Source organism: Hongsoonwoonella zoysiae, from assembly GCF_013266695.1.
GTDB classification, from domain to species: domain Bacteria; phylum Pseudomonadota; class Alphaproteobacteria; order Rhizobiales; family Stappiaceae; genus Hongsoonwoonella; species Hongsoonwoonella zoysiae.
On record NZ_JABRXF010000002.1, the window covers coordinates 211,722 to 233,404 of the forward strand.

16 protein-coding genes are annotated in these 21,683 nt (G+C 59.8%); 9 read left to right on the forward strand and 7 right to left on the reverse strand.

Features of this window, described 5'->3' with window-relative positions:
• Window positions 1-65: 65 nt before the first annotated feature.
• The 4 genes from HPQ64_RS12275 to HPQ64_RS12290 form a co-directional block, all read right to left on the reverse strand.
• Window positions 66-632 carry a YceI family protein gene (locus HPQ64_RS12275; protein WP_172888797.1) on the reverse strand — a complete coding sequence of 189 codons (567 nt, stop codon included), beginning with the start codon at window positions 630-632 and terminating at the stop codon, window positions 66-68.
• Between the two features lie 52 nt (window positions 633-684).
• Window positions 685-1,269 (reverse strand): cytochrome b, encoded by a 585-nt coding sequence (locus tag HPQ64_RS12280; RefSeq protein ID WP_172888798.1) that lies wholly within the window; start codon window positions 1,267-1,269, stop codon window positions 685-687.
• 83 nt (window positions 1,270-1,352) lie between these two features.
• Window positions 1,353-1,931 carry a YceI family protein gene (locus HPQ64_RS12285; protein WP_172888799.1) on the reverse strand — a complete coding sequence of 193 codons (579 nt, stop codon included), beginning with the start codon at window positions 1,929-1,931 and terminating at the stop codon, window positions 1,353-1,355.
• A 153-nt stretch (window positions 1,932-2,084) separates the two neighbouring features.
• A complete protein-coding gene (locus tag HPQ64_RS12290; protein WP_172888800.1) occupies window positions 2,085-3,620 on the reverse strand; it encodes a L,D-transpeptidase scaffold domain-containing protein in 1,536 nt (511 codons plus the stop codon).
• Between the two features lie 676 nt (window positions 3,621-4,296).
• Between HPQ64_RS12290 and HPQ64_RS20630 the strand changes: the two genes are divergently transcribed.
• The 4 genes from HPQ64_RS20630 (at window position 4,297) to HPQ64_RS12310 (ending at window position 7,698) form a co-directional block, all read left to right on the forward strand.
• On the forward strand, window positions 4,297-5,055 hold the full coding sequence (locus HPQ64_RS20630; protein WP_172888801.1) for an FKBP-type peptidyl-prolyl cis-trans isomerase: 759 nt from the start codon (window positions 4,297-4,299) through the stop codon (window positions 5,053-5,055).
• A 511-nt stretch (window positions 5,056-5,566) separates the two neighbouring features.
• The gene (locus HPQ64_RS12300) at window positions 5,567-6,790 is read left to right on the forward strand and encodes a pilus assembly protein TadG-related protein (protein ID WP_172888802.1); all 1,224 of its coding nucleotides are present in this window, start codon (window positions 5,567-5,569) and stop codon (window positions 6,788-6,790) included.
• Window positions 6,791-6,818: 28 nt separating this feature from the next.
• Window positions 6,819-7,247, forward strand: a complete 429-nt coding sequence (locus HPQ64_RS12305) for a TadE/TadG family type IV pilus assembly protein (RefSeq protein WP_172888803.1) — start codon at window positions 6,819-6,821, stop codon at window positions 7,245-7,247.
• Between the two features lie 16 nt (window positions 7,248-7,263).
• Window positions 7,264-7,698 carry a TadE/TadG family type IV pilus assembly protein gene (locus HPQ64_RS12310; protein ID WP_172888804.1) on the forward strand — a complete coding sequence of 145 codons (435 nt, stop codon included), beginning with the start codon at window positions 7,264-7,266 and terminating at the stop codon, window positions 7,696-7,698.
• Window positions 7,699-7,770: 72 nt separating this feature from the next.
• Here the strand turns inward: HPQ64_RS12310 and HPQ64_RS12315 are convergent, their stop codons facing one another.
• Window positions 7,771-7,953 carry a hypothetical protein gene (locus HPQ64_RS12315; RefSeq protein WP_172888805.1) on the reverse strand — a complete coding sequence of 61 codons (183 nt, stop codon included), beginning with the start codon at window positions 7,951-7,953 and terminating at the stop codon, window positions 7,771-7,773.
• Between the two features lie 116 nt (window positions 7,954-8,069).
• Between HPQ64_RS12315 and HPQ64_RS12320 the strand changes: the two genes are divergently transcribed.
• Window positions 8,070-9,017, forward strand: coding sequence for an Acg family FMN-binding oxidoreductase (locus HPQ64_RS12320; protein ID WP_172888806.1), 948 nt, complete (start codon window positions 8,070-8,072; stop codon window positions 9,015-9,017).
• Between the two features lie 255 nt (window positions 9,018-9,272).
• Here HPQ64_RS12320 and HPQ64_RS12325 read toward each other — a convergent pair whose 3' ends face one another.
• Together HPQ64_RS12325 and HPQ64_RS12330 are read right to left on the reverse strand one after the other, a co-directional pair.
• The gene (locus tag HPQ64_RS12325; protein ID WP_172888807.1) at window positions 9,273-13,622 is read right to left on the reverse strand and encodes a translocation/assembly module TamB domain-containing protein; all 4,350 of its coding nucleotides are present in this window, start codon (window positions 13,620-13,622) and stop codon (window positions 9,273-9,275) included.
• Between the two features lie 17 nt (window positions 13,623-13,639).
• Window positions 13,640-15,526, reverse strand: coding sequence for an autotransporter assembly complex protein TamA (locus tag HPQ64_RS12330; RefSeq protein ID WP_172888808.1), 1,887 nt, complete (start codon window positions 15,524-15,526; stop codon window positions 13,640-13,642).
• Between the two features lie 631 nt (window positions 15,527-16,157).
• On the opposite strand from HPQ64_RS12330, the gene HPQ64_RS12335 reads away from it, so the two are divergent.
• The 4 genes from HPQ64_RS12335 to HPQ64_RS12350 all read left to right on the forward strand — a co-directional run bounded on the left by HPQ64_RS12335 (window position 16,158) and on the right by HPQ64_RS12350 (window position 21,666).
• Window positions 16,158-17,234 carry a polysaccharide biosynthesis/export family protein gene (locus HPQ64_RS12335; protein WP_246270696.1) on the forward strand — a complete coding sequence of 359 codons (1,077 nt, stop codon included), beginning with the start codon at window positions 16,158-16,160 and terminating at the stop codon, window positions 17,232-17,234.
• A 76-nt stretch (window positions 17,235-17,310) separates the two neighbouring features.
• Complete coding sequence (locus HPQ64_RS12340) at window positions 17,311-18,654, forward strand: capsular polysaccharide export protein, LipB/KpsS family (RefSeq protein ID WP_172888810.1); 1,344 nt, start codon at window positions 17,311-17,313, stop codon at window positions 18,652-18,654.
• The gene (locus HPQ64_RS12345) at window positions 18,638-19,963 is read left to right on the forward strand and encodes a capsule biosynthesis protein (RefSeq protein WP_172888811.1); all 1,326 of its coding nucleotides are present in this window, start codon (window positions 18,638-18,640) and stop codon (window positions 19,961-19,963) included. Before HPQ64_RS12340 ends, HPQ64_RS12345 begins: the two co-directional genes overlap by 17 nt.
• Window positions 19,960-21,666, forward strand: a complete 1,707-nt coding sequence (locus tag HPQ64_RS12350) for a capsular polysaccharide export protein, LipB/KpsS family (protein ID WP_172888812.1) — start codon at window positions 19,960-19,962, stop codon at window positions 21,664-21,666. The genes HPQ64_RS12345 and HPQ64_RS12350 overlap by 4 nt, the downstream gene beginning before the upstream one ends.
• Window positions 21,667-21,683: the final 17 nt, after the last annotated feature.

Here is a 21,683-nt window from a genome sequence, read left to right on the forward strand (position 1 = left end):
TTACGCCATCGGGGCGGAGAACGCCAAGGGATCGGACATAGCGCTTTCGGCTGACCGTCCGTTCCTCATTTCTGCGCGGTAACCTCGAAGCTAACCGTGACGGCGGTGCCGACCGTGGAGCCTGGAATTCCCTCTCCCACCGACCACTTGTCGCGCAGGATTTCTATCTCGCCCTTCGCCTTCGCCGTATCGCCTTCGATTTCAAGGGTGAAGGGCAGGGTAAGGGGAACCGGCACACCCTTGATCGTCAGCGAGCCTTCCGCCTCATAAACGCCGTCCTCGCGCTGGCGGGCGGTTGTCGCCTCGAATGTGGCCTGCGGGTGTTCGGCGGTGTGGAACCAGGCTTCGCCCGTAATCTGCCCGTCGACCTGCGGTTCGCCGGTGATCGCGGAGGAAAGGTCGATCACAGTGCGTATCTTCGCATTTCCGGGTGCCGCAGGGTCGAAATCGATCTCCGCAGTCCAGTTTTCGAATGTGCCGTTGACCTCGGACCCGTTTTGCGTGGCGGTGAAGCCAAGCCGGCTTTCTTCCTGATCGACGGTCCATTCCGCGGCAAAGACGGGCGGTGCCGGCGCGAGCGCCATCAGGCTTGCGGCGACGAGAGCATGCGCGGGGAATTTCTTGACGTTCATATCCGGGTTCCTTGTCCCACATTCCGGTATGCCTGAATTCGGCAGGCGAAGTTCAGCGGCTTTCCGTGGCCGGCTTGAGGCTTGTCATACGCTTGAAAACCGTATCGCGTGATATGAAATGATGTTTGAGGGCGGCCGCCACATGCAGCCCGACAAGCACGATCAGGGACCAGCCAAGTATCTCATGCACGCCTTTCAATACGGCTTCGGCGGCGGCCTTGTCGCCAAGCGCTTCCGGCACCGGCAGATGCGGAACGGTGAAGAGGTTGAAAATGACCGTCGGAATTCCCCAGGGCGAGGCGGAGACCATCAGCCAGCCCGATAGCGGGATGGCGAGCATCAGCGCGTAAAGGCCGGCATGGCCGAGGTGCGCGGCCACCCTCTCGATGCGCGACATGGTCTGTGGCAGGCGGGGCGAGGGGTTGATTACGCGCCATGCCAGCCGCAGCACCGCAAGCGCCAGCGCGGTCAGGCCAAGCGATTTATGCAACTGGTAGAGCGGGTAAAGCGACGGATCGGTCTGTTCAAGGCCGGTCATATAGAGCCCGAGCCCGACAAGCGCGAGTATCAGAACAGCCATGGTCCAGTGAAAGACGATGGCGATAGCGCCGTATCCGCTAGAAGTGTTGCGCAGCATTGGCGGCCTCTCGGGTCGAAAGAAAATTGCTGGTCCGGGTAAGGGGCGGAAACGGTCCGCCCCCCCGGTTTTTTCGTTTCGCCTCAGTCCTGAGCTTTCAGCGCTTCGACGTTGATGGTGACCGGGATTTCGTCGCTCACATAGGGAACGGCATAGTCCACGCCGTAGTCGCTGCGCTTGATGACGCCGGTCGCCGTCAGTCCGACGCCCGGTTGCTTGTGGACCGGATGCTCACCCATCTTGTTGACCGTCACGTCGAGCACGAGAGGCTTGGTGATGTCCTTGATGGTCAGGTCGCCGGTTACGGCGAGCGTGTTTTCGCCGGTCTTTTCCACCTTGGTGGAGGTGAACCGGGCCGCTGGGTGTTTTTCTACCTCGAACATGTCTGCGCTCTTCAGGTGAGCGTCGCGATCGGCCCAAAACGTGTTGAGGCTGGTCACGTCCACCGTCACGTCCACGCTTGAGTTCGAAGGCGTCTCCTGATCGATGACCAGTTCGCCCGTCCATTCGCCGAAGCGGCCTTCGGTTGTGGAAAAGCCGAGATGGTTGAAGGTGAAGCTGATCGCGGAATGCGACATGTCGAAAGTATAGGCGACCGGTTCTGCGGCGGCCGGGGCGGCCAGAAGGCTTGCGGCAAGGGCCGCGGCGGCGAAACGCTTCATGTTCGTGGCTCCATCAAAGGGCGTTAGCATAAACAACGCCCTCGCGGGGCGCTTCGCGCTAACAAGTGGTCACTTGGATGGAAGGTTCAATTTGACGCACCGTTCAAGCGGGGCGAACGATCGCGGTCCGCAGAGCCCGGCTTCCGGCGGCGGTTAACCCGTGGAGCGCCCGAGCAGGGCTTCCCGAAGGCGCCTGTCCTCGCCGTGTGCGTCATGGCCGAAGCGGATGTCGCCATCCTCGGTGATCCAGGCCGATTGATAGATCACGATGACCATTGCGTCATCGCGCGGTTGAAAGGTGATGGTTTCGCCCCGCTTCACCAGATCCTCAAAGCCGTTCACCGGCATGACGCGCGGGTCGACGAGGTTGGCGAGCAAACCCAGCCCCTCCACCAGCCCGAAACCGGAAGCGGGTAGATAGGGATTGCAATAGTCGTGCGCCTCCGGCGCCCTGGGAATATCGAAAAGGAAGAGGTTTGCCCCGTTGGTGAAGCGTATCCTGAAGCGGCCCAGCGGATTTTCGGCGCCCGGCGCCAGCAGGATATCGAAATCGTCTTGCCTGGCGGCAATATCGCGATTTGAGAATTCGGGCCAGGGAAAGGCCGAAAGCGGCGCGGACGCATTGTCGATGCGCATCGAATATCCGCGTTTTTCAAGTGCGGCGGGTTCCGTCCTCAACTCCTCCAGCAGTTCGTCGCTTATATAGTCGGCCGGCACGCGCCAGACGGGGTTGACCGTCACTTCCCTCAGGCTGCCGGCGTTGATCGCGGCATTGCGGTCCGGACAATTCGGATAGGCGGCAATGGTCGCGCGGACGCGGCCGTTTTCGATGAATTGCAGAAGGTTCTGCTGCTTGTCGACAAGAAGCGCGACGCCCTGGATCAATTCGGGCAGCCATCGCTGGCGCTCCATCGCCAGTTCGATCTGTTCCACCCGGCGCTCTATAGGAATGTTGAAGGCGATCGTCGTCTGCCGGTCGAGGCGCCCTGTCGGGGAAATGCCGTAACGTGCCTGGGCCTTGCGCAGGGCGTCGGCCAGGGCCGCGTCGAATGGCTCGTTCGCGCCAGCGAATGAAGTGTCGAGAAGACCCTCCAAGGCCAGCCGGCGCCGCAGCGCCGCCACTCGCGGGCCTTTTGCGCCGGCGCCGATCTCCGGGCCCGGCGCCAGCATCTTGAAGCCGCCCTGCAGATCGATCAGGCGGTAGAACGTCAGGTGGCGACGCAATGCGCGGTAGGTCGGGTTGTAGGGCTCCCAGGCTTCGAAGAAATCCGCAAGGTCGCCAAGCTGCATGAGCGCGCGCAGCACATTCGCCCCGTCGACCGGTTTGCGCGGCATATAGGCGGATGGATAGACCATGCGCGGGACGACCCGCCCGACCTTGATATCCTCGGCGAAGCGGAGAAAATGCGCCGAAAACAACAGCTCGATCCGCGCCAGAACCGCCTTGCTCGCCGTGTCGGTGTTCCCGCCGGTTTCGCGGAGGAAGGAAAGCGGATAGCTGCCGGCAGGCAGCCCGTCGAAAGCGGAACGTTCCATGCGGGCCAGCAGAAGAGGAATATTGTTCGTGCCAATCCATAAAGGCGTGCTGTCGCGCCCGTGGTAGAAAGCCGAGAGGTCGTCGCGCCTGGCGCGTATGGGCAGGGGCAGGCTTGCCTCGTCACCGAGTTGCCGGCGTATTTCGCCGATCACATCTTTGGGGTGTACGGACGATGGGGCCGGAGCGTATCCCGTCGAGGGTGGATCGGCTTGGGCGACGAGGACCGGGTCTGAAGCGCTTATCGATCGGGTTGAAACACCCGATCGATAAGAATTCGCTTCTGCATCTATATATCGAGCATATTCTTGTCGTTCAGTTTGACCCGGTCTGAACGAAACAGGTTCCAGTGCCGAACTTTCGGAAATGTTCGAAAAGATTACTGCGATTGTGGAGATAAAGTATATAATACTACTGAATATTAACAATTTTAAATGCAGCCTCACGAAAAGAACCTCCAACAACTGCAGCCGAACACTGATGAGCATTGGTGGGTTTTGTCATGATGATTAAAGGTTATTCTGATCATTCTTGAAAGGAAATTCTCGAACTCGCGTAAAGCGATCGAAATGCATGGAAATAATTCCAGTTTCCGTTATGGGATGCAACCCTTGATAGAATTACGAGGGGGTTCGTGCGCCGCAAGTCTTCGGCCTGCGGTCGGGGCGTGAAAAAGAAGTATGGCGCGAAGCCCCGGGGCGATGAAGCGATTGTGTCCGTTTCGGGGCGCGGTTCCTTTGCCAAGAGCGAAGAGCGGGATTAGGGTCTGGTTTCCGGGGCCTGGACCCTGAATTTGCCCTTACGACGATCCCGGTCCCGATTGAGGAAGCCATGTTCAAGTTTTTCGCCGCATTCGCTCTCGCCATCGCCCTGGCCTTTCCGGCAGCTGCGCAGGAATTGCAGATCAGGGACATCGTCAAGGGAACGGGAGAGGAAGCGGCCGTCGGCAGGACGGTGACCGTTCACTATACGGGCTGGCTGGAAGACGGCACGAAGTTCGATTCAAGCCTGGACAGGGGACAGCCGTTCGAATTCACGCCGGGCACGGGCCGCGTGATACGCGGCTGGGAACAGGGCGTCATCGGCATGCGCGTCGGCGGCAAGCGGGAACTCGTCATCCCGCCGGAGCTTGGCTACGGCAGCCGCGGCGCCGGCGGCGTCATTCCGCCCGATGCCACGCTGCGCTTCGAGATCGAACTGCTGGACGTCAAGGCGCCGAAATTCTCCTCGCTCGATAATTCCGGGCTCAAGGGAAAGATCGAAGAAGGCGCGACCGTCATAGACATCCGCCGCCCGGATGAGTGGCAGTCCACGGGCGTGGTGGAAGGAAGCCGGCTCCTCACCTTTTTCGACGAAGGCGGCCAGGTCAATCCGGATTTTCTGGAGGATCTTTCGGTGGTCGCCGGCAAGGACGACGATATCGTTCTCATCTGCCAGCAGGGGGTGCGTTCGCTTCTTGTCTCCAGGCTTTTGTCGGAGCGGCTCGGCTATTCGAAAATCAGCCATGTCTCTGCCGGCATCGCGAGCTGGATCGGCGAGGGCAACCCGGTCGTTCAGGCCGAGCAACCGGAAAAATGCTGGCTTTGCTGAGACGCGGCCGGAGCGGGTGTCGAAAATTTACCTTGCTGCCTGTGAGATGCCACCGAACTGGCTGGAACGGCCGATTTCGACCTACGGCAACCGCCGAAATTAACGTAAACAAGATAAATAGAAAGCTGTCCCCAGTTGGGGATAGTTTAAAAATATCGAGATGATACCTTGAAATTCGAGGTATTTCTGAGTTTTTAATCGAACCAAAATCAGATTATATAAAATGTTTAATAATCCATTTTATCGAATATACACCTGTTTGCGTTGAAATTTGCCTGTTGGGGCTATGAAGCCTCGAAATAACAGGCAGCAGGTCATGAATACCATTCTATCCCGGTTGACCCGACGGTTGCGTGGTTTCTCCCGTCACGGACGCGGTGCGGCAGCGGCTCCGGTTATGGCCGCTTCGCCTATCGCCGCCTATTGCAATGCGCCTTCGCCACATCATTCCGCTTCATCCAGCGCCGGCTCGAAAGCAGGTCGGCCTGCCATCCTGGGCGCGGTGTTTCGTATGCTCCTTTCGAATCGTGCCGGCAATATCGCCGTGACCACGGCATTTGTGCTGCCGGTCGTTATCGGCGGCTTCGGCCTCGGCGCCGAAGTGGGTTACTGGTATTTCACGCAAAGGAAACTGCAAAACGCCGCGGATGTCGCCGCTTATTCCGGCGCAGCCCAGCTCAGAGCGGGCCAGACGTATAGCGTGATCAGCAGTGCGGCCGAGGCGGCGGCGCTCGAGACGGGATACAAGGCGTCCATCGGCTCGATCTCGACGAGCTGGCCGGCCACGACCGGGGCTTTCGCGGGCGACCCGAAGACTGTCGAAGCGGCCATCCAGGAGAATGTGCCCCGGCTGTTCACCTCGCTGTTTCTCGGGGGAAACGTGCAGATTTCGGCGCGTGCCGTTGCCCGGATCGACCGTGTGGCGCCAACCTGTATCCTGGCGCTTCATCCCAGCGCATCCGGTGCCGTCACATTTATCGGCTCGGCCAATGCGTCTCTTGAATCCTGCAACGTCCATGCGAATTCGACCGCGGATGACGCGGTGCTCGTATCCGGCAGCGGCAGGGTCAGTACGCCATGCGTTTCCTCGGTGGGGCAGGTTTCCGCGACCTCGGGGCTGTCGATGACCGAATGCGCGTCGGCGCTGGAATATATCGATCCCATCGCAGACCCTTTCGCGTCGGTGCCTGAACCGTCGACCGTCGGGCCTTGCGAACCGGTAAACGTCTTCGCTGGCCCTCCGTCATCCAGTTATGTGATCTCGCCGGGCCGGTACTGCGGCGGCTTGTCCTTGAAGCGCCGGGTGGAAATGAGCGCCGGCGTCTATGTGGTGGACGGCGGAATTTTCGAGATCACGTCAACCGCCAATGTGAGGGGCACCGGTGTGACCGTTTTCCTGACCAATGGCGCGACGCTCAGTTTCGCCGGCACCGCGGACATTCGCCTCACCGCACCTACCACGGGCACATACGCCGGCATACTCATCTTCGGTGATCGTGACGATCCCAATGCGACCCATATCGTAAATGGCGACTCCACATCCTACCTCGATGGAGCGGTCTACATTCCCTCCGGCCATGTGGAATTTGCCGGCAGCAACTCCACCTCGGGCGGTTGCACCCAGGTGGTCGCAAATACGATCGAGATCACAGGGAGCACCGGGCTTGGCGGCGACTGTACCGGTGCGGGCTTCAACAATATCCAGTCCGAGCAGATCGTAGCTCTTGTTGAGTGAGATGAGCTGGAATGGGGGAGAAATAACGATGCGTATCAAAACCTTGCTAAGGGCCTTCGCCGGTAACGAGCGTGGCATGGCCGCGGTCGAGATGGGCTTGATTTTCCCGATCCTTGCCTTCGGTTTCCTGCTCATGGCGGATATCGGGACCGCCGTCGGAGGGCGGATGGAACTTGATCGCAACGTTCGCGCGGGCGTCCAGGCCGTGATGTCGAACATCAACGACCCGGACGGCATCAAGGCCTATGTGATCGCCTCCGCCGAAAACGCCACGAACCTTTCGGTCGCGGTCGACAAGACATGCAAATGCGGAGGAACGGCGGCATCCTGCACGACCTGGTGCACGAGCACGGTGCCTCCGGCCGTTTTTCTCAACATCAGCGCCGCCAAACCCTACACGGGTTACCTATTGCCGAAATTCGACCTGAAGTCGGCGACCCATGTGCAACTGCGCTAGATTGGAGAAACTTGTAATGGCCATGTTCTTTGCCCGTCGCGGATCGGTTCGCGACGCCGCGGGTTTCCTTCGGGACCGAAGGGGCGTGGCGGCCGTCGAAATGGCATTCGTCTTGCCGCTCTTCCTGATGGTCGTTCTGGGAACGATCGAGTTCGGTCGGGCGCTGTCTGCCTGGAATCAGGCAAGCCATGCGCTTGGCAGGGTCGTACGGATCGTCAATCTCGACGCGACGACCTCCACGTCCGAAATCGCCTCCGCCATGAGAAGCTATCTTCCCAGCGCATATGGCGACGGGCTCTCCGTTACCGCCACAAAGAAAACGATTTCCGGCGGTGAATATATCGAGATTTCCGCAAGTTTCCCGTATGAAATACGGGTGCCTTTTACAAGTTTGTCCACCCTGACGCTCAGTGTCGATACGCTTGCGCCGCTGATCAGTGCAACGAAATGAAGATGAGTTGCGCAATGGATATGCGCTTTCGCGGCATGTTCGAAATCAAGTCTTTGATTTGATTTGATGTAATCAATATTCCTTCTCGAAGAAGGCGCCGGCCTTGGTTTTTCCGTCCGCGCCCACTTCGCCGCGCAGCCTGAAGTTTTTCGAAATGTCGATATCGCCCGTCACCCGGCTCGATGCGCCGCCGGTGCCCTGTTTCACACCGAGGTAGATGTTGTCGTTTATGTAACGGTGACCTGGCATGGGCACCAAAGGTCAGCTTAAATCGTTTAGCATAGGCGATTGCGGAAAGAAGCCGGCAGCTGATGAAGATTGCTGTCGGCGCGATGGCCGCAGCCACGTTTTGACGGCGGCGGGGAACCGATATGCTCGACAGCTCGTTGGTCGAACGGTTGATAGAAGCGGCAATTCACGCTCCATCCAGCCACAATACGCAGCCGTGGAAATTCGAAGTCCGCGGTGATCGTGTCCGCCTGCATGCGGACCGAACACGTGCGCTCCCTGTGAACGATCCGGACGGCCGGGAGCTCGTTATAAGTTGCGGTTGCGCGCTCATGAACCTTCGCGCGGCAGCCGCAAGCGAGGGGTTTGGCACCTCGGTGGCGACCACTCCTGACACACAGGTGGATGATGCGCTTGCGGAGGTTTCCTTCTCCGGGAAACCGGACAAGGCGCTCGCTACTTTGGCCAAGGCAATCGCGTTACGGCGCACCTTCCGAAAGCGCTTCGCCGGACGCGGAGTTCCCGACGATATCGTGAAGAGTTTGCAAGCCGCCGCAGAAGATGAGGGTGCGTGGTTGTTGCCTCTTCAAAGTGCCGAGACGCGCAATGCAGCGGGTGCACTTGTGGTGGAAGGTGCCCGGTTGCAGTGGGCCGATCCGAGCTGGCGGCGCGAGCTGGCTCGGTGGATGCGCCCGCGTCACAGTGGCGATGGGCTCACGCTCCCCTGGCTCGTGGCGCCGCTCGCTCGGATTGTTGTTCGCACTTTCGATATGGGAAGCAGCGTCGGAGCCAAGGATCGTGAACTCGCGATAAACTCCCCGCTTCTTGCCGTTCTTGGCACAGCCGGCGACGGTGTGGCGGACCGGCTTGCCGCAGGACAGGCCCTGGAGCGGGTACTCCTGGCGGCAGCGAGTGTCGGCCTTCAGGCATCGTATCTCAATGAACCGGTACAAGTGGCGCTACTCCGCCCCAAACTCGCAGATCTCTGTGGGCACGGTGGCCGTCCCCAATGCCTGCTCCGCCTGGGCTACACGGAAGATGACGTACCGATGGCGCCTCGAAGGCCCTTCACCCAGGTTCTGGTGAGGTAAAGAGGCCGCCCGCACCTCGCGACCAGAACTCTCGCGGCCCCTCCGGCTGGTTCGCACCCGTTCGCCAGCGCCACAAAATGCCATTGATCACTGGCCGGCCGTCGATACGCTCAAAACCGCGAACCTTTGCCGGCAAGGGCGGCCGGATAACGAATCACTCAAAATCGCTTATACTGAAATGTTCAATCCCAATCTCTTTTCGGAGCTTGAATAAAACTCCCGAAAATTTGCACCCCCCTTTTTGGAGGGCGTCACCTAATATTCTTTCTCGAAGAAGACGCCGGCTTTGGTTTCCCCGTCCGCGCCCACTTCGCCGCGAAGCTTGATGTTTTTCGAAACGTCGATATCGACCGTCACCCGGCTCGAGGCGTCGCCGGTGCCCTGTTTCACGCCGAGGTAGATGTTGTCATTGATATATTTGCCGACGGAAAGTGCCGGCCCCTTGTCGCCGTCGTTGACGATGTCGATGGCATCGAGCCCTAGCGATTTCCTGAGTTGGCCGAGCGGGCCTTCGCCGCTGCCGCCGGTCAGCACCGCGACGGACGCGGCAAGCTGGGCGATCTGGGCGGGTGACAGGTCCGACACGCTCTGGTCGAACAAAAGCCGGGCGAGGATCTCGTCCTGCGGCAGTTCCGGCGAGGAGGTGAGCGCCACTGTCGGCGCTTCGGCTTCGCCCCTTACCGTGATCGTGATATTGGCGTCGCTTGTGCTCGTGGTGGCCGCGAAGTCGAGGCGCGGCATCAGCGAGCCGGTGAAGGTGATGATCCCCTTTTCGAAAGTGATCTGGCGTGTCAGCAGGCCCATCCGCCCTCGGATAAGGGAGAAACCTCCAACCGCCTGCGGATTGCTGGTTGTGCCAGTGAGTTTCAGCGTTCCGCCAAGCTCGGCGTCGAGACCGCGCCCACGCACGAAGATCTGGTTCGGCGCGCTCACCGTCACGTCGAGCGAGATCGGCCGGCTGGAGCCGCCGCCGCCGTCTCCCTGGCCTTGCGAAAGCGCTTCGCTCTGCGCACGTACGGCTGCGGAAGCGTTTTTGTGCTGCACCGCGACGGGATTGATCGCCGCCGGCAATTGGTCGGGAATGTTGATGTCGGCACGCTCGATGTCGACCCGGCCCGAAAGGCTGGCCCCGCGTGCCGGATCCGCCAGCGGACCTTTCAGTGCGAGGTCGGCATTCAGTTTCGCCGAAATGGTGCTGCCGTCCATGTAACGCCCATTGCGCAGCGTCATGTTTATGTCGGCCGGAAAGCCACCTGCCAAGCCCACACTGCCATTAGCCGTAAGCTGGCCGCCGGTGCCGAGTTCGGCTGACAGGCCCTCGATGCGCGCACCATCGTTGGAGAGCGCGATCGTTCCGGCGAAATTCCTGAGCGTCATTCCGGAACCGAGTTCGGTAACCTGCAGTTCCTGCGGCGTCACCGTTCCGGAATAGCGCAAGCCGGTGACGGGACCTTCAACGGTCGCTTCCACGCGCACGCCACCTTTGCCGGAAAGTCCGGCGAGCGTCAGTTTCCTGCGTGCAAGCTCCAGCGGCACGTTGCCGCCGATCTTCATGTCGACCGTAACGGGCGAGGCGAGGGAGGCTTGTCCGCTTGCCGTTACTTCCAGTCCGCTTACGCCGGTAACGACAGTACGCTGGTCGATGGTCCGACCTTTCATCGTTCCGGTGGAATTGACGGTCAGTGCCGGAATTCCGTTACTGTCCATCGCCGCCGCGCTCAGGCCCGCTATGTCCACGGTCCATTTCGCATCGGGTGCCGAAGCCTTGCCCTTTACCGTGGCGCTGCCCGAAGCCGTACCGCCAAGCCCAAGTCCTGACGAGAAGGCGTTGGCGAGAGACAGAGGCACATTGTCGACCTTCGCGGCAAGGTCAAGCGTTTCGCCGGCGGTGCCTGAAACGTCGAGCGAGCCATTGCCGAGCTTGAGCGAAAGCGCCTCGACGGTCGCCGTTCCCCCGTTCAGGATAATGTGCCCCTGCCGGGCGAGAGAAGTCGTCAGGCCCGCGTATCGCCCGTCCATCTTGTCGAGCGTGATATCGAGGCCTGCGTCTTGCGCGATCAATATTGCCGTAGCGGCAATTCCATCGGCGCCGTCGCCTTCTGCAAGCCTGGCGTCAAGCTCGATGTCGGTCCGGTTGCCCGAGTTCCTTGCCTGAAGCGATATGGTCTTGATCGGCGCGCCGCCCGCCGCGATATCGCTTGCGGTCGCTGTCCCCTCAGCCCTCAGCGCGCCCAGCGGATCGAAGACGACGGCTTGCGTCGAAAAGCTGCCGACGGTCGCTCCCGGCAGGGAAATATCTCCGCCGCTGACGTCGGCTCGCACCGCCAGAATTCCATCCTCGTCGCCGGCATCTATGGTACCCTCAACGCGGCCCGCGATCTCGGTTAGCACGAGCGGGGATAACTCGGAAATATCGGGCGCGTCGATTTTCAGGCTGCCGGAAAGCCCCTTCAGAAAATCGTCGACCGGTCCGGCCGTCAGCGACCCTTCGATCCGGTTCTGCCCGAGAACCAAATGGATTTCTTTCAGGACGGTTTTACTTTCTTCCGACCCCAGCTGGATTTCTCCAGAAATCTCTTTTCCATCGAGAGTGCCGGCCAGCGAGACTTGTGCGGTGGGCGCGGTTCTATCCGCCACGATGTCGGCATTCAGACGCAAGGCATCTACCGCCTTGCCGATCAGGATGAGGTTCTGCGAAGTCAGGTTCGCCGCGATTTGCGGTTTGGAAACAGGGCCTTGGATCGTTGCGTCGAGGTCAAGCCCGCCGCTGGCGCGCGGGTTGAGAAGGCTGAGATCGGAAAGCGCGACGCTGGCTTTGGCGTCCACGGTTTCAAGGTTTCCACTTCCGCTCGCCAAAACCCGTATGGCCTGCCCGACCAGTTCCAGACGCGACAGATCCGCCGAGCCATCGGCTGTGAAATCGCCTTGAAAGGAAAGTTCCGGATCCTGTCCCAACAGCTCGTCGGCCAATGTAATTCCGGACCCAAAACCTTGTCCGGAAGCGGAAATTTCCGCCGATCCGGCAAGGTCGGCAGGGTTTGCGCTGGCGGTAAACTCGCCTGAAAGCGCGCCTTTGAGATCCTGTTTCGCAAGTCCGGAGAAACGGGCGAGATCGGGCAGGCGGAATGTGCCGTTGCCGCTGACGGAACGCATTGATGCCGCAACGTCCTTTAGCTCAATCTCCGCAACGGGATGTTTTATCTCGGCCCGGGTCAGTTCCACTGCGGGGCCGGCGCTGTCCGCCTTGCCTTGGACCGAGACAGCAAGATCGCCGGCAAAATCCTGGAAACCCGGCAGCAGCGGGGTGACGGACTTTGCGTCAAGTGACATCGAGAAAGGTGTGACGACCGTTCCTTGTGAGAGTTCCGCTCCCTCACCGCTTGCCGAAAGTGACGTTGCGCCCAGCTTGGCTTCGCTTGTCTCGAAGCTCGCAAGGTTGACATCGGCCGACCAGTCGAGCGCTTCTTCGCTGCCCTTTGCCGTAAACGAAAGGGACGTGGAGCCGAGCATGATGCGCCTTTGCCCAAGTTCCACGCCAATCAAGGCTTCGCCGCCGGCGGAAATCGTCAGTTTTCCGTTGGCTTGCATCCTTCCGGTGTCCGGCACGCGCTCTCCGGACGCCTGGAGGTCCACCGTTGCCGTTCTGGCATTCAATCGGGCCGAAAGAGGCTCGAATTCGCTGGAAAAGCGGGCGTCCAGCGCAATGTCGGTCCGCCCCAGCAGAAACGCATAGAGCTCCGGCGGAGAGAGCGCCTCGAAATTTCCTGCAAGGTCCGCCACGAGCCTGCGTCCGGAAGAATTCTGCGAGAGGGTCGCCGTTCCCGACACCGTTCGTTCGCCATCGAGTGAAAGCGAAAGGTCGGCCCGCCAGTTGTCGAGCGGGCCATCGCCCTTCAGATCGACGTCGAGCGCCGGCAGATCCTCGATATTCAAAAGCCTGGCCGCAAGCCCTCCGCGCCCTTCATGAAGCACAAGCGCGAAGTTGAGCGTCTCCAGGTCCGGCTGGAAGCGGATATCCGCGGACAAGCTGCCATCGGCCTCATCGGTTCTGTCGATATCGAGTTTCGCAAGGATTTCCTTGAGGTTTTTCGCCGTTTTCGCGCTGCCTGACGCCTCGAGCTGCAGTGTTGCTCCGGCCACCGGCTCGGCAAGCGCAATGCGCTTGACTTCGAGGGCGTCAAGCTGAAGCGGCGGAACCCGGATTCCGCCGGCCCCCGAAGATTCAGCCCCTGTCGGTTCGGATGGGGGCGCAACAGGCTTCCGGTAAACTTCAATGGCCGCGACGTCGATAGCGCGTATGGAAACGACGCCGCCGAGCAGCGCGGATGGCGTCCAGTTCAGCGTAGCATCGGAGATTTCAAGCCATTCGCCGCGGGCGTCGGTCAGTGTGAGTTTTGCGATCGCGGCGTCGAGCCCCCAGCTTATCCTTACACCGGAGACCCTGAAGCCGGCCGTGGCCGAAGCTCCGAAATGATTGATGATCGCGGCCAGCGCCGTGCGGCCCGGCTCGGTCTGCAAGCCGGCAAGCAGCGCGGCGCAGAGTACGCTAACGCCAAAAATCAGCAGAAGAACGCCCTTGAGGAGGCGTTTGGCAAATCGTTTCAAAACCGGCAGGCTTCCGATTAAAAGGCCTGGCTAAGGCCAACATAGACCGCGAAGGACGGATCGTCCTTGCCCGGGTCAAGCGGAACAGCCACGTCGAGCCGCAACGGACCTACCGGAGTGAAATAGCGCAGTCCCGCACCCACGCCTACCCTAAGGTTTTCAGAGAAGTCGGGATACATCGTTGCAAATGCGTTGCCCGCATCCACGAAACCTACAGCCCCGATCGTGTCGGTAATCTTGAAGCGGACTTCACCGGAAGCGAGAATGAAGCTGCGCCCACCGGTAACCTCGCCATTCAAGCGCGGGCCAACATTGCGGTAGGCGTAACCGCGGATAGTCCCGCCACCACCGAGGAAGTAGCGGCGGGACGCCGGGATATCCTGCAAGTCGGGTCCGATGATGCTGCCCGCCGCGACCCGCCCCGCGAGCACGAAGCGCTTTGCCTCGCCCAAGGCTCTGTAGGTCGAAAAATCACCGCGCAGAAAGAACATCACGTCCGAATTGCGCACGTCATAGGCCGGTTCGCCGAAGAGCGTCGTGAATATCCCTTTCGTCGGGTTCAGGATATCGTCCCGGCTGTCGTAGCGTATATCGGCCGGAATCCCGACAAGGAAATAATCGTGCTTGCCGAAAACGTCCTCTTCCTCGGCATAGTAAAGTTCCGTCCCGACGCGCCCGGTAACCTGCTCATTGAAGCGGTGGCGGATGAAGGCATCGGCGGAAATGCTCCGGCTGAGATAAGCGTCCGGATTTTCCTGCTTCGCGCCGACGCTGGCGGTAAAATCGGTCATCGGGCCGAAGGCCCCAGGTTTTTCGAAAGCGACGCGCAGGGCATATTCCATATCGCTAACAGATTCGTTCCCGATCCGGCCAACCGAACCCTCTACGCTTAGCAATTCCCCTGCGCCGAAGAGATTGCGTCTTCGCCAATAGCCCTCAAGTCCGAAGCCCTCCGAACTCGACCAGTTCGCGCCGACGCCTATAACGTGGCGCTTGCGCTCCGAAACCTGGATGGTAATCGGCAAAGAGCCGTTGGGGCCGAGACTATCCCCTTCAACGATGCGTACGCTTGAGAATATGCCGAGATCGTTCAGGCGTTTCTCGGCCTTTTTCAAGGCTTCGGGATCGTAACGCGAGCCTGTCGGAATGACTGCGTATTCGGCAACGAATGCGGGGTCCGTGACCTCAGTTCCTTCAACCGTTACCGCTCCGAAAGTGGCTTCCCGGCCGGGATCGACGATCAAGGTGACATCGAGCGTGTCGGTGTCATGGTCGGCGATGACTTCACGGTTCACCACCTCGGCAAGCGGGTAACCCTCGGCTTTGAGTTTGTCGGCTATGGCATTTTCGGCGGTCAGGATTTTCCGCGATCCCGCACTATCGCCCTTAACGAGACCGAAGGAGGCCGGATCGTTCAGCCCTGCGAATTCAAGCGCGCCTCCGTCCGTCCCGCGAATGGCGGCGTCGCCGAAACTGAAAACGGGGCCGGCTTCAACCGCTATCGTGACGGGAACCGGGCGGACATCCGGCAAGTCGCCCGTTTCGAGCGCCGCTTCGAGCCTTTCGCCGGCGAGACGGATATCGATCGTGGCTCCGTAACGGCCGTCGATAAACAGGCGTCCCACCAGCCGTTCGAAATCCGAAACGGCACGAGCGATCAGGCCGGCCTCTCCCGAGGGTGGGCTGTCTTTCTGCGAAATGAGGATCGACGCCGCCTCAAGCGCGGTCCTGAGCTCTTCGTTTCCGTCCGAAACCGTGAGTTTGACCGAATAGGGAAGTGGATCGGGCACCTCGACTTGCGGGGTCGCTTCTTCCTTGTCGCCAAAAAACGTTAATCCGAAAAGCTCGAACGCAGACGCAGGCGGAGCGGTCGCACAGGCGGCAAGCAGGCATGAAACCGCCATCGCAGCCCTTTTGAGCCGCGTCGAAAGTCGGTTCGGAATATCCAGTCCCTGCTCGTTCACTGGTCGGTACGCATTTATCTCGATGATACGCACGAGTAGACCGCTTCGGACCTGTTCTCGCGCACCGGCAACCATTTGCACGCTTCGAACCGACACGCGACAGCCAGCAGCCCCGAACGGAAGCTTCAGCAGACACAATCGGTTGAAAGGCGAAATTCTATCGCCTTGGGGTTAAGGATAACCTTTTTCGTGCCGCTCGTAGCGGACATCCGGCAATCTGCGGCCGGGAAAAGCCCAATCGGCTAAACTTTCGCCGAAGTGTGCCAAATGGGCAACGATTGCTAGGGCATCGTGTGGTTTGAAGCCGTTTTCCGAAGCGTAACGCAAGGGCGCGCCCGAATCCTTGTATAGTGCGCGCTCGCGTCGGCCGTTTCGCGTGGGTTTTCAGTTCATTAACTCCCCTGCGTTAGTTGGTGGGAAAGGGGTGCGACAGACGTTAAACAGGTGGATAACGGTTGGCGTTCGTCAGGCAGGAATGCTAACTGGGGGCGTCTATGGGGAATGGTTCAAATTGTTGATGCGATTATCAGCGGTTGCGCTTTTGAGCGTGTTTTTGGCGGGTTGTGCGGCTTTGCCCGGTCAGGGACCGGCGGCGATTTCGATTTCCGCCGAAGATATTGAAAGCGACAACGCGAGCGCGGACTATGCAGTCGTCCCGCTGGACCAGAATACGGTATCCATCGTCGAGGCCTATCGGCCCGTGCTGTTCGGGCGGCAATTCGGCAATGTTGCAGGTGGAGGACGGGCGGCGACTGTCGGCGTCGGCGACAGGCTCATCGTCAATATCTGGGAGGCTGCGCCGGATGGGCTGTTTTCCTCGGCGCAGGGAAAATCCGTTTCCGTACCGACGGTAATCGATCAGTCGGGCTTCATCTTCATTCCTTATGCCGGGCGTATCCAGGCCAACGGCAGAACCGTGGAAGGTCTTCGGGTTGCCATCGAGGAGCGTCTGAAAGGCAAGGCGATCGAGCCTCAAGTTTCGGTTTTGGTCGACGGCAATGAAAGCAACAGCGTCGTCGTCGTCGGCGATGTCGTGAAGCCTGGCCAATACCCGCTTTCGGTGCGCGGATCGCGTATTCTGGAGGTGGTCGCGCAAGCGGGCGGCGCGCGTGAGGCGAGTTATGAGACCGTCGTTACGCTGAAGCGGGGGAGAAGCTCGGGCACCGCACGCTTTGAAGAACTGATCGACTTTCCGGAAAACAACGTGCGTCTTGCGCCAGGTGACAATGTCCTCCTGTCGCATAAGCCGCGTACCTATTCGGCCTTCGGCGCCGTCGGGCAAACAAAGCTTGTGCCGTTCAAGACCAAAAGCGTGACTCTGGCGGAAGCGCTGGCGCAGGTCGGAGGTTTGAAAGACTTTTTCGCCGATGCTGGCGGCGTATTCCTGTTCAGATACGAAAGCGCCGATCTTCTTCGGCGGGTCAGGCCGGATCTGGAAGGCAGGATTACCGGAGAAACCTTCCCGGTGGTCTACAAGCTCAATTTCCGGCAGCCGAATGCCTTCTTCATGGCCCGGTCGATGGAAATGCGCGACAAGGATATCATCTACGTCGCGAACCATCCGACAGCGGAATTCGGCAAGTTCCTTCAGCTTATCGGGCCGCTTTTAAGCAACGTCAATACGGCGAACGGGCTGATTACAAACTGATCGATGGTGCTCTGGCGGCCGACTTCGGAGAATGGCGCACAGATGCTTGCCGATACCGGGTGGAAAGACGAATATTGTGGCGGAAGAGAAAACCGTCCTGTTTCTTCAGGGGCCGCCTGGTACCTTCTTTCGCCGTGTCGCGGATGAGGTTGAAAAGCTTGGCCATCGTGCGCTCAGGATAAACCTCGGGCCGGCGGACTGGTTCGTCTGGCACGACAAGCGTGCGAGGCTTTACCGAGGCTCCTTACGGGATTGGCCGGCATATCTGGAACGGTTCGTGGAAGATCACGGCGTTACGGATATCGTCTTTTATCAGGACCGGCTTCCCTATCACGCGGCGGCGGTCGAGCTTGCCCATCGGAGGGGAATTAACGCGGTGGCCTGCGAATTCGGCTACTTGCGGCCCGACTGGATCACGCTGGAGCTTGACGGCATGTCCGTTTTATCGCGTTTTCCAGATGATCCGGATGCGATATTGGCCGCTGCAGAAAATCTTCCCGAAATCGACCGCAGGCCACTCTTCAAGCACAGTTTTTTCATCGAAGCGTTCAACGAGGTTCTGTTCAACCTGCTGAACGTTTTCTTCTGGTATATCAGTCCGAGATTTTCTCAGGACAAATATTACCACCCGATTGCCGAATACCTGTCGATGATCCCTCGCCTTTTCCTGTCTCGGTACCGCGACAGGAGTGCGACCTTTCTGATTGATGACGTCATCGATGCCGGAACGCCGTATTTCGTGCTCCCGCTTCAACTCCAGAGCGACTATCAGCTTCGCTACAATGCTCCGTTCGAGCACTTGCTCGATGTCGCTGAAAAGGTGATGGCGTCATTTGCGGCCAATGCGCAATCCGAGGCGCGTCTCGTCATAAAGGTGCATCCGCTGGATCAGGGGATCGAGCCCTGGAAACGCGAGATCAAGGCCATGGCGCGCCGGCATGGTTTGAAGAAGCGCGTCTATCTGATAGATGGCGGCAACCTCGATACGCTCTTGAGGAACGCTGCCGGAATGCTGACGGTAAACAGCACAACCGCGCTTCATGCCGTACGCGTGGGTTGCCCGATCAAGGTGCTTGGCATTGCCGTTTACGATATCCCGCGATTGACCGTCCAGGGCGATCTTGACGATTTTTGGCGCAGCCCGCAAAAGCCCGATCCGAAGCTTGGCATTGCCGTTGAAAAGCTGATGGCCGCGGGCATCCAGGTGAAAGGCAGCTTTTACGAGAAAAATGGCCGCGAGATTGCCGCCGCTGAAATCGCGCGGCGGATCGTCGAGGAGCGTATCAATCTGCCGGAAGCGCTTCGTGGTCCGCCGCCGCGCGTCGAACGGGCCAGGCGCCTTGGCCTTCCGGTCGGATTTTTGGAAATGCTTGCCAAGCCGCAGCGAACGAACCGGTGGCGGCATGCCGCGCGTCGGTAAGAACGTATCGATGGAGACCAAGGCCAGGGAAACGCGGAAGCGTCGGTTTCTGTTCCTGCAGGGGCCGCTGTCGCCGCTTTTCCGCATGATCGGCGAACGCCTTGAAGCTGCGGGTCACAATGTCAGACGGATCAATCTCTGTTTTGGAGACTGGTTGCACTGGCGCGGGCACAATACGCAGGCTTACAGGGGAAGGCGCGAAGACTGGGCGGCATTCATCTCTGCATTTCTTGATCAAAACGCTATAACGGATCTGATCGTTCACGGCGATCGCCGCTTCTACCATCGCGTGGCAATCGATGCCGCAAACGCGCGCAGTATCAATGTGATAGCCTGCGAGCTCGGTTATCTCCGACCAGGATGGATGACGATTGAGCGCGGTGGCTTTTCCACGTTAAGTCATTTCCCGGACGATCCGGCGGCAATCCGGGAAATCGCGGCGAATACCGGAACAATCGATCTTCGCCCGCAGTTTCCGGGTAGATTCGCTCTGGAAGCATGGCAGGATGTTTCCTATCACCTTGCAAACGTCATCGGCCGCCCGCTTTATCCCTTTTATCGAAGGCACACCCCGCTTCACCCGTTCACCGACTATTCGGCATGGATTATTCGCCTTGCGAGGAGCCGGCGGCGCCGAAAGAAGGCGCAAGCGCTCGAACGTACTTTGCGTGCGGACAATAGGTCGTATTTTCTACTTCCTCTGCAGATAGACGGTGATTATCAGCTCACCGCTCATTCTCCATATCTGTCGATGCGTGCCGCGCTTGAAGATATGGTCTCATCTTTTTCGCGCACGGCGCCGAATGATGTTCGTCTTGTCGTGAAATCTCATCCGAACGACAACGGCATCACGAACTGGGCGAAGGTAATAGCGGAGCTCGCGGATCGATATTCGCTTGCGGACAGGCTATTGTTTCTTGACGGCGGCAGGCTGGATGCATTGCTTTGCCGGGCGGCAGGCCTCGTGACGGTTAATTCAACAGCAGGACTGGAAGCCTTGCGCGCGGGATGTGCCGTAAAACCGCTGGTGCCAGCGCTTTACGACATTCGCGGTATGACACACGGTGGTAGTCTTGAAAGCTTCTGGAGTGCGCCGGAGAAGCCGGACACTGAGCTGGTGGGGGCGTTTGTCGTAGCTGTCGCGGCAACTCTGCAGGCACGCGGCTCGATTCACAACACTGAAGGGTTGAAGGTCGCCGTGGAGGAAATGTCGCGCCGCATCCTTGCCGGCGATCTGAACGAGCCTGGCGGCTATGTCGATCTTCCGCCAAGGCTCGAGCGCGCCCGGCGGCTCGGGGTGCCATTGTGAAGTTGCGCGTCGAGATCCTCGATCCGGCGCTCAAGCCGCTGAAAGCTTATCTTGAACGTGCTGCAGGACAGGCATCCTTTCAGCGCTATCTTACCGATGGCAAGCGAAAGATTCTTGCTTGCGGCCTTTCGCTGCAAAGTTATTCGGCTGCGCGTGAGCGGGCCAAACGGGAGGATTGCCTTCTCGTTCTTGCGGGCGAGGGGCCGTTCTCCGACCGTGTCGACAAGGGTTTCATTCAGCCAGCGTCAATCCTGATCGTGCCGGTGCCGCGCGCCGCGCTTGAGCGTGCTGCAACGCCTGGTCGGGCCTTGCGGCTGGCATTGCTTGACATGGCTGAACGGCGCAGAGGCCAACGGTCTTGGCGGACCGTGGAACACACAATCGCACGGATCGATCAGTCGTTTGCGAAGGTGTTGGGCCGAGGGGGCGCCATTATCAACGCGGCGGCCGGAAGGCATCTCGATGCAGACGACAAGGCCGGCGAATTCGCGCATGAGGGGAGCCCACCTTCGGACGTTTTGATTTTCGAAGCGCTTTGGTATCCCGATCCCTATTCGCAAAATGGCTTCCTTGATCCGGCAGAGGCGCTTGAGGCGCTCGCTGTCGGGGCGTCCATATCGAAAGACAATTCGCTACCCACCTTCTGTGCGGGCGCGCAATCCTGGAACCATGCCTCCATCAATGCGGCGTTCGGGACGGCGGATTTACCGGTGACGTTTTGCGGGCGGCTGGAAGAAGCTATTGAACGGGCGGCGAAAGCAAAGGGGCGCGTCGTCTCCTGGGCCGGCAAGACCGACGATGCGCTGGCATCCTTTGCCGCGGCCCGCGGAGTACCGCTTCTCAGGATCGAGGATGGGTTCATACGTTCCGTGGGGCTGGGCGCAGGGCTTGTTGGGGGTGCAATGATCGCCTGTGACGATGACGGCATCTACTATGATGCGAGCCGGCCGAGCCGCATGGAGCGGCTGTTGGCGACCGCGAGCCTGACGGAGGCGCAGATAGCGCGCGGCCGCAATTTGCGGGAACGCATCGTCGAATTGCGGCTCACCAAGTACAACGTCGGGAAGCGTGCGGCGCAACTCAGCCTGCCGACGGACAAGGAAATCATTCTCGTGCCCGGACAGGTCGCGGATGATGCGGGAATTCGACGCTCCATTTCTTCATTGATCGATTGCAATACGACGGAAAACGTCAACCTCGATCTGTTGCGCCTGGTTCGGGCGCGAAACCCGGCGGCACATATTCTCTACAAGCCGCACCCGGACGTGCAGGCGCGGCTGCGAAAGGGCAGGGTTGCGCCTCGGGAGCTGGATGGGATTGCCGACCAGACGGTAGCGGACGTCGACATCCTGGAACTGATCGGGCTATGCGACCGCGTCGAAACGTTTTCCTCGCTATCGGGGTTTGAAGCGTTGCTCCGGGGCAAGCCGGTCACCGTTTACGGGATGCCGTTTTATGCCGGGTGGGGCCTGACGGAGGACCTTGGATTCTGTTCTCGCCGCAACCGGAAACGCGGTGTGGATGAACTCGTCTATCTCGCTCTTGTGGAATATTGCCGGACGATCGATCCGGTTTCCATGAAACCCTGCACGCCTGAATTCCTGCTGAAGAGGCTCGCCCGACGCCGCGAGAGCGCCCTTCACCACATCAAGGTCCGGGCGTTGAGCGAACTGTCATGGATAGGCCGTAAACTCGGATTTTGAGCGGAAATCCGTCCCCG